A 14,249-nucleotide genomic window follows, 5' to 3' on the forward strand; every position below is an offset into this window, starting at 1 on the left:
ATCCTTCTTGTTCGGTTGGATGCAGCGCAAAGGTCGAGTTGTAGGAGCGAGCTCGCTCGCGAATGGCTCCGGCAGAAGCGCTTCGCCAGCGAGCTGGCTCCTACAACGGGCCGCCGTCAGGCGTCCTGATAGGCCTCGATGGACGGGCAGGCACAGACCAGGTTGCGATCGCCGTAGACGTTGTCGACGCGGCCCACCGGCGGCCAGTACTTGGCCTCCACCAGACTGGCGGTCGGGTAGACGGCCAGCTCGCGGCTGTAGGGGTGGCGCCACTCACCGACCAGTTCCGCCGCGGTGTGCGGGGCGTTCTTCAGCGGGTTGTCGTGGGCATCCAGCTGCCCCTCCTCCACCGCGCGGATCTCCTCGCGGATGCGGATCATGGCGTCGCAGAAGCGATCCAGCTCTTCCTTCGACTCGCTCTCGGTCGGCTCGACCATCAGCGTGCCGGCCACCGGGAACGACATGGTCGGCGCGTGGAAACCGAAGTCGATCAGGCGCTTGGCCACGTCATCGACGCTGATGCCGCTGGTTTCCTTGAGCGGCCGCAGGTCGAGGATGCACTCGTGGGCCACCAGGCCGTTCTCGCCGGTGTAGAGCACCGGGTAGTGCTCTTCCAGGCGACGGGCGATGTAGTTGGCGTTGAGGATCGCCAGTTGCGAGGCACGCTTGAGACCTTCGCCGCCCATCATGCGGATGTACATCCAGGTGATCGGCAGGATGCTCGCGCTGCCGAACGGCGCGGCGCTGACGGCGCCTTCCTTGCGCGCCAGGTGGCCCTGGCCGTGGCCGGGGAGGAACGGTGCCAGGTGCGACTTGACGCCGATCGGGCCGACGCCCGGGCCGCCGCCGCCGTGGGGGATGCAGAAGGTCTTGTGCAGGTTCAGGTGCGACACATCACCGCCGAACTGGCCCGGCGCGCAGAGGCCGACCATGGCGTTCATGTTGGCGCCATCGATGTACACCTGGCCGCCGTTGTCGTGGATGATCGCGCAGATTTCGCGGATGCCTTCCTCGAACACCCCGTGGGTCGACGGGTAAGTGATCATCAGCGCGGCGAGACGGTCCTTGTGCTCTTCGGCCTTGTTCGCCAGATCGGCCACATCGACGTTGCCGCGGGCATCGCAGCCCACCACCACCACGCGCATGCCGGCCATCTGGGCGGTCGCCGGGTTGGTGCCATGGGCGGACGACGGAATCAGGCAGACATCACGCCCGGCCTCGCCACGGCTGGCGTGGTAGGCGCGGATGGCCAGCAGGCCCGCGTATTCGCCCTGGGAGCCGGCGTTGGGCTGCAGGGACACCGCGTCATAGCCGGTGGCCTTGCAGAGCATGGCTTCCAGCTCGGTGGTCAGTTCCTGGTAGCCGGCGCTCTGCTCGGTGGGAGCGAAGGGGTGCAGGGAGCCGAACTCGGCCCAAGTGATCGGGATCATCTCGCTGGCGGCGTTGAGCTTCATGGTGCAGGACCCCAACGGAATCATGGTCCGATCCAGCGCCAGGTCCTTATCCGCCAGCTTGCGCAGGTAGCGCATCAGCTCGGTTTCCGAGTGGTAGCGGTTGAAGACTTCGTGCTCCAGAAACGGCGTTTCGCGCAGCAGTTCCAGCGGCAGGCAATCGCCCGTGACACCGGCCAGTGCGGCGAAGTCCGGCAGGTTCTGACCCTGGGTAGCGAAGACCGCCCAGAGGGTCTCGACGCTGGCCTGGTCGCAGGTTTCATCCAGCGACACACCGACCCTTGCATCGTCCAGCACCCGCAGGTTGATGCGCTGGGCCTTGGCGGCGGCATGCACCTCATCCACCGGACAGGCGGTGACGACGCTCAGGGTGTCGAAGAAGTGGTAATGCTCGACCTTGTGACCCAACTGCTGCAGGCCCTGGGCGAAAATCGAGGTCAACCGGTGCACACGCCGAGCAATGCCAGCCAGGCCCTGCGGGCCGTGATACACGGCGTACATGCTGGCGATGTTGGCCAGCAGCACCTGGGCGGTGCAGATGTTGCTGGTGGCCTTCTCGCGGCGGATGTGCTGTTCGCGGGTCTGCATGGCCAGACGCAGGGCCGGCTTGCCGTGACGGTCGATGGATACACCGACGAGACGGCCAGGCATATCGCGCTTGAAGGCGTCACGGGTGGCGAAGTAGGCCGCGTGCGGGCCGCCGAAGCCCAGCGGTACACCGAAGCGCTGCGCACTGCCCAGAACCACGTCGGCACCGAATTCGCCGGGCGGAGTCAGCAGGGTCAGGGCCAGCAGGTCGGCGGCCACGGCCACCAGGGCGCCGGCTGCGTGGACGCGCTGCACCAAGGCGCGGTGGTCAGGTATGTCGCCGTTGCTGGCGGGGTATTGCAGCAGCAGGCCGAAGTAGCCGGAAAGGTCGTCCAGCTCGGTTTCGTCACCGATCACCACCTCGATCCCCAGCGGCTCGGCGCGGGTGCAGAGCACGTCGAGGGTCTGCGGATGGCAATGACGGGAGACGAAGAAGGCCGGAACCTTGTTCTTGGCCAGGCGCTTGCAGAAGGTCATGGCTTCGGCAGCGGCGGTGGCTTCGTCCAGCAAGGAGGCGTTGGCGATTTCCATGCCGGTGAGGTCGCTGATCAGCGTCTGGAAGTTCAGCAACGCTTCCAGGCGGCCCTGGGAGATCTCCGGCTGGTAAGGGGTATAGGCGGTGTACCAGGCCGGGTTTTCCAGCAGGTTGCGCAGGATTGGGGTCGGGGTGTGGCAAGGGTAGTAGCCCTGGCCGATGTAGTGCTTGAACAGCTGATTCTTCGCGGCGATGGCCTTGATCGAAGCCAAGGCCTCGGCCTCACCCTGTCCGGCCGGCAGGTCGAGTACGCTGGTACCCTTGATGCTCTCGGGAATCACGCTGGCGATCAGCGCTTCCAGTGAATCGTGGCCGGTGAGTGCCAGCATGGCGGTAATATCCGCCTCACGCGGGCCGATATGGCGGGCGATGAACTCGTTGTCCGTGCCCAGTGGGATGTGTGCTCTGGTCATGTCGGCCCCCGGGCTCAAGCGTTTTCGGCGAGGAAGCTGTCGTAGCCGGCCTGGTCCATCAGGCTGGCAACGGCTTCGGGGTTATCCGGACGAATGCGGAAAAACCAGCCATCTCCCATGGGGGCTTCGTTGACCAGCTCTGGGTTGTCGGCCAGTGCCTGGTTGACGTCCAGCACTTCGCCGGTCAGCGGCATGGTGATGTTGCTGGCGGCTTTCACCGACTCCAGTACCGCGACTTCCTGGCCTTCTTCGTAACGGCCCGGCTCCGGCAATTGGACGAACACCACGTCCCCCAAGGCCTCCTGGGCGAAGCTGGTGATGCCAACGGTCAGTTCACCGGACGCTTCCAGACGCAGCCATTCATGCTCGGGAGTAAAACGCAGAGTGCTCATGGATCTTCCTCTTGTTATCAGGTTGGGTCCCGAGCGTGGAATACGGCTCGGCTGACTGAACAAGAGCAAGGCGAATGCCAAGTTTTATAAATCCTTTTAAATCAATATCTTGGGCGATATTTCGAATTTTAGCGACCAAGTTTTGGAACGAAATCGCTCCATGCTTGAATGAGTTTTTGGATAGTCGATGAACACACACACCGCGGATCACGAGGCTCTGGCCAGTTTGGAGCGAAATCGCTCCACTGGAACGTAATCGAACCGCACCATCAGCAATGTAGAACCGCAGGGCAATCAAGCTTCATCGATCCACCCAAAGTCGTGCGATCAGGGGAACTGCTGTCTCACTAATCCAGCCTACGCCTTGGTAGAAATCCCATACTTACGCAGACGTTGACCGATAGCAGTGTGCGAGGTGTTCAGACGCGCAGCCAACTGGCGGGTGGAGGGATATTCAGCGTAAAGCCGCTCCAGCAGGGACTTTTCGAAGGCCTGCACGGCCTCCTCCAGGCTCGAGACCTCCGCGGATTCCGCCTGCTGGGCATTCAGCGCGGTGCCGGCCAATTCCAGCCCATCGCAGTCGATCAGGTCGCCCTCGCAGATCGCTGCGGCGCGGAAGATCACGTTCTGCAACTGACGAACGTTTCCCGACCAGCGATTGCCCAGCAGCAGCGGATGGGTCGCAGGCGCCAACCGGCAAGGAGGCCGCTGGATCTGCGCGCAGGCCTGGCGCAGAAAGTGTTCGGCCAGCAGGAGGATGTCATTCCCGCGCTCGCGCAGTGGCGGCACCATCAGGTTGAGCACGTTGAGGCGGTAATAGAGGTCCTCGCGGAAGGTGCCCTCCCCGACCATGCGCTCCAGATTGCGATGCGTCGCGCAGAGCACCCGCACATTCACATGCACCTCCCGGTCGCCCCCCACACGACGGAAGCAACCATCGCTGAGAAATCGCAGCAGCTTGGCCTGCAGGTAAGGCGACATTTCGCCCACTTCATCGAGGAACACCGTGCCACGATCCGCCATTTCCAGCAGACCCGGCTTGCCGCCGCGCTGGGCGCCAGTGAACGCCCCGGCGGAATATCCGAACAGCTCGCTCTCGGCGAGGCTCTCCGGGAGGGCCGCGCAATTGAGCGCCAGGAACGGCGCATCGTGCCGCGCGCTGAGGGCGTGGCAGGCGCGCGCCACCAGTTCCTTGCCGGTACCGGTCTCGCCCTGGATCAACAACGGCGCATCCAGGCTGGCCACCTTGAGCAGGCGGACCTTGAGTTGCTTGAGTGCCGATGATTGGCCGATCAGCGCATCCATGCCCTCGGCATGGTCGTGGTGCAGCGAGGCCAGACGCTCGCCGATGCGGCTCGGCGGGTAAAGGGTCAGCAAGCCACCGACCAGCTCATCCGTGCCACCGCTGATGGGTGTGGCGTCCAGCAGCAGCGCCTGCCCGTTGAAGCTCACCTCGCACATCGGCAAGCGGAAACCCTTGTCGATCAGGTTCTGCGCCAGATCCGGCTCGGCAAACAGGTTGGACAGCGGCTCGCCGGCCGGCTCATGGCCGTAGAGGCTGACCAGGGTCGGGTTGGCCAGCAGCACATGGCCGTCCGGCCCCACCGCCAGCACCGGGTCACTCATGGCTGCCAGCAGCGCATCGAGCTGTAGGCGCCGTTGCTGACCGGGGAGGATGTCGACCAGCTCCACCGCCTGCACACCCTCCACCCGCAGCAGGGCGTCATGCAACTCATCGAGCACCGCTTGGCTAAGGGCCGGCGCATCGATGTAGACGTTCGGCGGGATCATTTCCACCGCGTCGAGATTGAGGTTGCGCGCACCCAGCAGCGCCAGGACTTCCTGGGTGATGCCGACGCGGTCGATGAAGGTGACGTGGATTCGCATGGCGGGCCTTGGGATCGATCTATTTCTACACGGTCATTGCGCGCGGGCACTGCATCAGCTCATCGAGGAATGCGCGCAAGATCAACGGCGGAGCCACCCCTCGACGGGTAATGACCTCGAAGGCAGACAGCAGGCGCAGGCGTCCTGGCTCAAGATGCTCCAGATCGCCACTCTCCACCCACTGGCGCGCATAGTGTTCTGGGAGGAATCCAGCATAAGCCCCCGAGAGGATCAGCATGGCCTGGGCTTCGACGTTATCCACGGTCGCGGCCGGCTTGTCCACGCCCAGCGCCTGGAGATCGCGCTGCTGCAGGTAGCCACGTGCCACGACACGGCTGGCGGCGATGCGCTCCAGCAGGTTGACCTTGGGGCCCAGGCCACCGAACAGGGGATGATTTCGCCCGCAGTAGAAGCCATGGCTTTCCTGGTACAGCGGCGAATAGGACAGGCCCGGCACGCGCAATGGGAAGTGCCCGACCGCCAGATGCAGGCGGCCATCCAGCACGCGCTCCTCCAGTTCGGCCGGGGTTCCGATGTAGACGTGCAGATGCACCTCGTGGCCACGCTGGACGAAGCGCTGGGTCGTCATCTTCAGCGGGCAGGCCGGGTCGGTGATGGTGGTATCGATCACACCCAGATTAAGGGTGCCACTGATCTGGCGCTTGAGCACATCGGCATCGACGCAGAACTCCTCAACGGCTCCCAGCAACCTCTGGGTGGCCTCGTAGATCGCCTGGCCCTGCTCCGTCAGCCGAAACCCACTTCGCCCACGTTCGCAGAGCTTGACCCCGAGACGCGTCTCCAGGTGGCCCATCTGTTCGCTGATAGTGGACTGGGCAACATTGAGGGCGGCCTGGCCGCAGAGAAACCACCGCATTTGACGATGGTATTGAAGACCCTGAGCAGCTTCAGGTCGACATCATGCAACTGGATCATGGGGCACCCGAAGTGTCAGTGATTACATCGTAAATCACGATTTGCGCATCGCATCATCATCATTTTTTCAGGCGTTGGTAAAGCCCATAGTGCGCCCATGGACGAGGAACCCGCCCTCCTCCCGTAACCGACAACAACAATGTGGAGACGCCTGAAAATGTCCAGCAACAGCTATGAAAACGGTCGCTTGAACCTGCCCTTCGTCGGTCATTGCACCTTCGCCAAGTCCCCCGTCTGCCTTGACTGGGAAAAGCTGGACGCAGACGTTGCAGTGCTCGGCGCGCCCAACGACATGGGCACCCAGTGGCGTTCTGGCGCACGCTTCGGACCGCGCGGGATCCGGGAGGCATCCACTCTGTTCTCCTTCGGTCACAGCGGCGCCTACGACTTCGAAGACGACGTGATGTACCTGCAGGCAGAAGATGTACGCATCGTCGACGTAGGTGACGCCGACATCGTTCATACCGATATGAATACCAGCAACGCCAACATTGAGTACGCCGTGCGCAAACTGCTCGATGCCGGAGCCATGCCGGTGGTGCTGGGTGGCGACCACTCGGTGCATGCACCGGTGATCAAGGCCTTCGAAGGCCGCGGCCCGATCCATATCATTCACTTTGACGCGCACTTGGACTTCGTCGACGAACGCCACGGCGTGCGCTATGGCCACGGCAACCCGCTACGCCGCGCCTCAGAAATGGATCACATCGTCGGCATGACCCAGATGGGTATCCGCAATGTCTCTTCGTCCAACCGCAGCGACTACAACGCAGCCCGCGAATGCGGCTCGAATATCCTCTCGGTCCGAGACGTGCGTCGCCTCGGCCGCGATGGCGTGCTGGACCTGATCCCCGAGTGCGAGTCGTACTACATCACCATCGACATCGACGGCTTCGACCCATCCATCGCTCCCGGTACTGGAACCCCTAGCCATGGCGGCTTCCAGTACTACGAAGTGCTGGAAATCATCCAGGGCCTGGCAAACCGAAGCCAGGGGCGCATCGTCGGGATGGATCTGGTGGAAGTGGCCCCGGCCTATGATCCCACCGGAATCACATCCATCCTCGCTGCACAGCTGCTGATGAACAGCATCGGCTTTGTGTTCCACGCCCGCGCCCAGGCCAAGCGCTGACGGCCGTCCCCTCTTCCAGGGAAGGAAGAGGGCTTCAGCCCCGCAGGTAACTGCCCTGCCCCAACCTATCAGGCAATCAGATGCAACCGGCCAGCTGCAGCTGCTCGCATTTTTCACCGATGTGGAATTACAATCACCATATCAATGCCCCACCTGAGGCAACTGCCATGCGTTATCCCGAAGACCACAAAGCCGAAACCCATAAACGAATCGTTACCGAGGCTTCGCGCCGTTTCCGCAGCGATGGCATCGACGCCACCGGGCTACAGCCACTGATGAAAGCCCTGGGCCTGACCCACGGCGGTTTCTATGCACACTTCAAGTCCAAAGACGCTCTGGTCGAAGAGGCCCTGCAGGCCGCAGCCAACGACGCCAATGCACATTGGGCCAAGGCATTCGCCAAGGAGCGACCACTCCAGGCCTTCTTCGAGCGCTACCTGTCACCCCAACATCGCGCCCAACCCGAACAGGGTTGCCCACTGCCGACCATGTCGGCGGAACTCGGCCAGCGTGGAAACGCCAGCCCGATCACAGACGAGGTGGTAACCGGTCTGCTGGCCCTGATCGAAAAGGAGATCGGCGACCCGCAGGAAAGCCTGGCGATGCTTGCAACCCTGGTCGGTGCCCTGAGCCTGTCACGCAGCGTGGCCAACGAAGAGTTGTCCAACCAGATTCTCGACAGTGCCCACCAAAGCCTCCTACGTAAGCTCGAATCGCTCAAACCTCATTAATTAGTCCTCCCGCGCCGGGCGGTTTTCCAGATGGCGAACTGCCCAGGGCTCGCCATCCGTCGACTCTTCTTGCCTGCCTCCTGCTTCCGCCACGAGCCGCCTATGCTGTCTTAGGCGTAATGTCGGTATTGCAGGGGCTCGTCTATCGGGCACGGTTACCTCAGGGTTGCACCCCAGGAAATCTCTTGATTTCAGTGAACCGTACACCTGCAGCACCTGCTAGCTCGAGTAGCGCCGAAACCTGCTACGCGCGATAGCAGCGCAACTCCGCACCCACCCGATGGGCGACCTTTCATCCGGAGACCGTTCTCAGGATTGAAACTTTAGGTTGCACTAGGTTGCACCTCATTTGCGACACCGCTACTCTTGGCGCCGCTAACGCCGTTGCAACCACGGCTGATAAGAGGACAAGAAATGGCTACGAGCACCACCCTTGGCGTGAAACTGGATGAGGCAACCCGTGACCGCCTCAAGGAAGCTGCACGACGGATCGAGCGCACCCCGCACTGGCTGATCAAGCAAGCGATCTTCAGCTACCTCGAAAGCCTGGAAGCCGGCGTAACGCTGCCGGAACTCCAGGGCATCGCCCAGCGCCTGGCCGAGGGCGACCATGAGGCTCTTGAAGCCCTGGCCGACCCGGTGCACCAGCCATTCCTCGACTTCGCTGAAAGTATCCTGCCGCAATCCGTCTTGCGCGCCGCCATCACTGGCGCCTATCGCCGCCCCGAGCAGGAAATGGTTCCTATGCTGCTGGAGCAGGCGCGCCTGCCAGCAGATATGGCTGAAAACACCTACAAACTCGCCTACGGCATCGCCGAGAAGCTGCGCAACCAGAAGAGCGCCAGCGGCCGCGCCGGCATCGTCCAGGGCCTGCTGCAGGAGTTCTCCCTGTCTTCCCAGGAGGGCGTCGCCCTGATGTGCCTGGCCGAAGCCTTGCTGCGCATCCCGGACAAAGGCACCCGTGACGCCCTGATCCGCGACAAGATCAGCAACGGCAACTGGCAACAGCACCTGGGCCAGAGCCCGTCGATGTTCGTCAACGCTGCCTCCTGGGGCCTACTGATCACTGGCAAGCTGGTGTCCACCCACAACGAATCCGGCCTCTCCAGCTCGCTGAACCGCATCATCGGCAAGAGTGGCGAGCCGCTGATCCGCAAAGGCGTGGACATGGCCATGCGCCTGATGGGCGAGCAGTTCGTCACCGGCGAAACCATCGCCGAAGCGCTGGCCAACGCCACCAACTTCGAGGCCAAGGGCTTCCGCTACTCCTACGACATGCTCGGCGAAGCCGCACTGACCGAGGAAGACGCCCAGCGTTACTACGCTTCCTACGAGCAGGCCATCCATTCCATCGGAAAGGCCTCCCACGGCCGCGGCATCTATGAAGGCCCCGGCATCTCCATCAAGCTGTCCGCCCTGCACCCGCGTTACAGCCGTGCCCAGTACGAGCGCATGATGGACGAGCTGTATCCGCGCCTGCTGTCCCTGACCCTGCTCGCCAAACAGTACGACATCGGCCTGAACGTCGACGCCGAAGAAGCCGATCGCCTGGAAATCTCCCTCGACATGCTCGAGCGCCTCTGCTTCGAGCCGGGCCTGAAAGGCTGGAACGGCATTGGTTTCGTCATCCAGGCCTACCAGAAGCGCTGCCCGTACGTGATCGACTATGTGATCGACCTGGCTCGCCGCAGCCGCCACCGCCTGATGATCCGCCTGGTGAAAGGCGCCTACTGGGACAGCGAGATCAAGCGTGCCCAAGTCGACGGCCTGGAAGGCTTCCCGGTTTACTCCCGCAAGGTGTACACCGATGTTTCCTACATTGCCTGCGCCCGCAAACTGCTGAGCGTTCCGGAAGTCATCTATCCGCAGTTCGCCACCCACAATGCCCACACCCTGTCGGCCATCTACCACATCGCCGGGCAGAACTACTACCCGGGCCAATACGAGTTCCAGTGCCTGCATGGCATGGGTGAGCCGCTGTACGAGCAAGTGGTGGGCAAGGTCGCTGAAGGCAAGCTGAACCGTCCGTGCCGTATCTACGCCCCGGTCGGCACCCATGAGACGTTGCTCGCGTACCTGGTGCGCCGTCTGCTGGAAAACGGCGCCAACACGTCCTTCGTGAACCGCATCGCCGACCACTCCATCTCCATCAAGGAGCTGGTAGAAGATCCGGTCACCCACATCGAATCCCTGGCAACGGTAGAAGGCACCCTGGGCCTGCCGCACCCGCGCATCCCGCAGCCCAAGGCTCTCTACGGTGATGCCCGCGTAAACTCCAGCGGCATCGACATGGCCAACGAACATCGCCTGGCGTCACTGTCCAGCGCCCTGCTGGGAACCGGCCATGCTGACTGGCGCGCCCAGCCGATGCTCGGCTGCCCCAGCAGCGAAGGCCCGCTCGAACCCGTACTGAACCCGGCAGACCATCGCGACGTGGTCGGCCACGTGCAGAACGCCACCACCGCCGACGTTGGTAATGCTGTCCTGGCCTCTATGGCCGCCGCACCGATCTGGCAAGCCACTCCGCCGGTCGAGCGCGCCGCCGCCCTGGATCGCGCCGCCGACCTGATGGAAAACGAGATACAGCCGCTGATGGGCGTTCTCGTCCGCGAGGCCGGCAAGACTTTCAACAATGCTATCGCTGAAGTGCGTGAGGCCGTGGACTTCCTGCGCTATTACGCTGCTCAGGCACGCCACGACTTCGCCAACGACAGCCACCGTCCGCTGGGCCCGGTAGTCTGCATCAGCCCATGGAACTTCCCCCTGGCGATCTTCGCCGGCCAGGTCGCCGCCGCGCTCGCCGCCGGCAATACCGTGCTGGCCAAGCCCGCCGAACAGACCCCGCTGATCGCCGCCCAGGCCGTGCGCATCCTGCTCCAGGCCGGTATCCCGGAAGGCGTAGTGCAACTGCTGCCGGGCCTCGGCCACACCGTGGGCGCCGCCCTGGTGAGCGATGAGCGCGTGAAAGGCGTGATGTTCACCGGCTCCACCGAAGTCGCTGGCATCCTCGCCCGCAACGTCGCCGGCCGCCTGGACGCCCAGGGCCGCCCGATCCCGCTGATCGCCGAAACCGGCGGCCAAAACGCGATGATCGTCGACTCGTCCGCGCTGGCTGAGCAGGTGGTCACCGACGTCGTCGCGTCCGCCTTCGACAGTGCCGGTCAACGCTGCTCGGCCCTGCGCGTGCTCTGCGTCCAGGAAGACGTGGCTGACCGCGTGCTGGAGATGCTCAAGGGCGCCATGGCGGAATGCCGCATCGGCAACCCCGAACATCTGAACGTGGACATCGGCCCGGTGATCGACGCTGAAGCCAAGGCTGGCATCGACAAGCACATCCAGGCCATGCGTAGCAAAGGCCGCAGTGTGTTCCAGATCGCCCGCACCGAAGGCGATGCTATCCAACGTGGCACCTTCGTGATGCCGACCCTGATCGAGCTGGAAAGCCTGGCCGATCTGGAGCGCGAGATCTTCGGCCCCGTCCTGCACGTGCTGCGTTACAAGCGTGAGGACATGGATGCCCTGCTCGATCAAATCAACGCTACCGGCTATGGCCTGACTCTGGGCGTGCATACCCGCATCGACGAAACCATCGCCAAGGTGGTGGACAAGGCCCATGCCGGCAACCTCTACGTCAACCGCAACATGGTGGGCGCAGTGGTAGGCGTCCAGCCCTTCGGCGGCGAAGGCCTTTCCGGCACAGGCCCGAAAGCGGGCGGCCCGCTCTACATGTATCGCCTGCTGGCCACCCGTCCGACCGACGCGGTCAGCCGTACCTTCAAGCGCCTGGATGGTGAAACCGTCGCAGACACCCAGCAACGCGCCGCCTTCCAGGAACAACAGGGCAAGCCACTGGATGCCCTGAAGACTTGGGCCACCAAGAACGGCAAGGAAGCACTGGCCGGCCTCTGTGGCAACTTCGCCGAACTGTCCCAGAGCGGCCTTACCCGCACCCTCCCCGGCCCGACCGGCGAGCGCAACTCCTACATGCTGCTGCCGCGAGACACCGTGCTGAGTCTGGCCGATGACGAAGGCGACCTACTCTGCCAACTGGCCGCTGCGCTCGCAGTGGGCAGCTCGGTTATCTGGACCACCAGCGATGCTACCAGCAAGCTACGTTCCAGCCTGCCGAAGCCGGTTCAAGCGCGCATCCAACTGATCGCCGACTGGACCCAGCCCGAGGTGAGCTTCGATGCAGTGCTGCATCACGGCGACTCCGATCAGCTGCGCGCCGTCTGCAAGCAAGTAGCCGCTCGCAAGGGCCCGATCATCGGCGTCCAGGGCCTGTCCCAGGGCGAAACAGCAGTTCCGCTGGAACGCCTGCTGATCGAGCGCGCCCTCAGCGTCAACACCGCGGCCGCCGGCGGCAATGCCAGCCTGATGACGATTGGCTGACCAATAGCCGCGCCTTCGGGCGCGGCAACGTTTCTCCCGACACCGACCCACAAAGTCGGCTGCCGAATGCAATACCAGGAAGTTCCGACTTCCGAACGGGCCACCCTACCCGGGTACCCCGTCTTTCCCTTCGACGGCTAGCCGTCACCCCGCCTAACGGCAAAAGGGCACGCCACAAGCGTGCCCTTTTTCTTTGCGTTTCCCGAACTGCCAGTGGGACGCTCCACGCCCCGCCTCTGCTGCGCCTGCACCACCAAAAACCTAACAGTATGAGCAGACAGCCCATACGGCGTGAGCGAACCAGCGCACAGATAGCCTCCTGAAGCCGTGCCGCTCCATGCCAAACAGTGATTCGAACTGACCGACTCCTGCAAACCTGGCAGATATCAGCTAGGCAGGGCGAGTTTGTTCCCAATTGGCATCCTGAATCCCTACCCTTACACCAGGCGATGCTGCGAGCTGGATGACGCTTCGGATCCTGGCCAACATCTGCCAGCCAGGATCAAGCTTGCCCGCAAATAGTCTCGAGTAACTGCAATACTGCGGGCCGCTGTGATGATTCGCCGTCAGCAAGCGGCCACCTGCCTGATCAGGATCTACCTGCCAGGCAAGCACATGCATGCCCAGGCTACGGCAGGTGCGATACCGCAAATCAGACAATGATCACGCAGGCGTCAGCACATCTGGGGCAGCGCAGCGAAGTCCACCTTATGCTGCCTGTACATTGGGACGCTCTGCGCCATCCGCAGCAAGAATCCACCCATCCTGACTCGTTTCGCCCGCCTGAAATCGAACAAGAGTCGAGCAAGGTTACGATCGTCGCCTGCACGCGGAAATGGCAGGTCATTCTGAATGATGCCGCGGGATAACGCGCACTTCGAGTTGAGGAAGGCCTGACTTCCCCCTCCGGTAATGCGCCAACGGCCGGACCGAAGCCGGTTTTTCCCGCGCCCAAAGACAAACCCCCGACACGCCTGGGCGTATCGGGGGTTTGGGATAGGAGCTTGACGATGACCTACTCTCACATGGAGAAGCTCCACACTACCATCGGCGATGCGTCGTTTCACTACTGAGTTCGGGATGGGATCAGGTGGTTCCAACGCTCTATGATCGTCAAGCAATTCGGTTGGGGCCTCGCCGCTGGCGCGACCCCGAATCAGGTATGTGACAGTCTGGTTTGCAAGTTCAGGCCAATTTTCGGTCTGTCGACTTCACCATCCGCACCCACAATCCGCAGATTGTTTGGGTGTTATATGGTCAAGCCTCACGGGCAATTAGTATGGGTTAGCTCAACGCCTCACAGCGCTTACACACCCCACCTATCAACGTCGTAGTCTTCGACGGCCCTTCAGGGGATTCAAGATCCCAGTGAGATCTCATCTTGAGGCAAGTTTCCCGCTTAGATGCTTTCAGCGGTTATCTCTTCCGAACATAGCTACCCGGCAATGCCACTGGCGTGACAACCGGAACACCAGAGGTTCGTCCACTCCGGTCCTCTCGTACTAGGAGCAGCCCCTCTCAAATCTCAAACGTCCACGGCAGATAGGGACCGAACTGTCTCACGACGTTCTAAACCCAGCTCGCGTACCACTTTAAATGGCGAACAGCCATACCCTTGGGACCGGCTTCAGCCCCAGGATGTGATGAGCCGACATCGAGGTGCCAAACACCGCCGTCGATATGAACTCTTGGGCGGTATCAGCCTGTTATCCCCGGAGTACCTTTTATCCGTTGAGCGATGGCCCTTCCATACAGAACCACCGGATCACTAAGACCTACTTTCGTACCTGCT

At 62.7% G+C, this 14,249-nt stretch carries 6 protein-coding genes, 2 rRNA genes and 1 pseudogene (1 of these 9 cut by a window edge); 3 read left to right on the forward strand and 6 right to left on the reverse strand.

Translation table 11 applies throughout. The annotated features are described in order from the left end of the window. Positions 1-116: 116 nt before the first annotated feature. From gcvP to OXH74_RS23495, 4 genes and pseudogenes are all read right to left on the reverse strand, one after another. Positions 117-2,987 (reverse strand): aminomethyl-transferring glycine dehydrogenase, encoded by a 2,871-nt coding sequence (gene gcvP, locus OXH74_RS23480; RefSeq protein WP_375739098.1) that lies wholly within the window; start codon positions 2,985-2,987, stop codon positions 117-119. A 14-nt stretch (positions 2,988-3,001) separates the two neighbouring features. Continuing rightward, complete coding sequence (gcvH, locus tag OXH74_RS23485) at positions 3,002-3,379, reverse strand: glycine cleavage system protein GcvH (protein ID WP_375739099.1); 378 nt, start codon at positions 3,377-3,379, stop codon at positions 3,002-3,004. Positions 3,380-3,736: 357 nt separating this feature from the next. Continuing rightward, positions 3,737-5,266 (reverse strand): sigma-54-dependent transcriptional regulator, encoded by a 1,530-nt coding sequence (locus OXH74_RS23490; protein WP_375739100.1) that lies wholly within the window; start codon positions 5,264-5,266, stop codon positions 3,737-3,739. Between the two features lie 25 nt (positions 5,267-5,291). Then, positions 5,292-6,202, reverse strand: a pseudogene (locus OXH74_RS23495) (LysR family transcriptional regulator). A gap of 157 nt (positions 6,203-6,359) precedes the next feature. Between OXH74_RS23495 and speB the strand changes: the two are divergent. The 3 genes from speB to putA all read left to right on the forward strand — a co-directional run bounded on the left by speB (position 6,360) and on the right by putA (position 12,457). Next, on the forward strand, positions 6,360-7,334 hold the full coding sequence (gene speB, locus OXH74_RS23500) for an agmatinase (RefSeq protein WP_375739101.1): 975 nt from the start codon (positions 6,360-6,362) through the stop codon (positions 7,332-7,334). 167 nt (positions 7,335-7,501) lie between these two features. Continuing rightward, entirely contained in the window at positions 7,502-8,065 is a 564-nt protein-coding gene (locus OXH74_RS23505) for a TetR/AcrR family transcriptional regulator (RefSeq protein WP_375739102.1), read from the forward strand. Between the two features lie 414 nt (positions 8,066-8,479). Next, positions 8,480-12,457 (forward strand): trifunctional transcriptional regulator/proline dehydrogenase/L-glutamate gamma-semialdehyde dehydrogenase, encoded by a 3,978-nt coding sequence (putA, locus tag OXH74_RS23510; RefSeq protein ID WP_375739103.1) that lies wholly within the window; start codon positions 8,480-8,482, stop codon positions 12,455-12,457. A 1,002-nt stretch (positions 12,458-13,459) separates the two neighbouring features. On the opposite strand, the gene rrf is transcribed toward putA, so the two are convergent. Together rrf and OXH74_RS23520 are read right to left on the reverse strand one after the other, a co-directional pair. Then, positions 13,460-13,575: ribosomal RNA gene (gene rrf / locus OXH74_RS23515) — 5S ribosomal RNA — on the reverse strand. Between the two features lie 135 nt (positions 13,576-13,710). Next, positions 13,711-14,249: ribosomal RNA gene (locus OXH74_RS23520) — 23S ribosomal RNA — on the reverse strand (it continues 2,351 nt past the right edge of the window).

The organism is Metapseudomonas boanensis (assembly GCF_042232855.1).
GTDB classification, from domain to species: Bacteria; Pseudomonadota; Gammaproteobacteria; order Pseudomonadales; family Pseudomonadaceae; genus Metapseudomonas; species Metapseudomonas boanensis.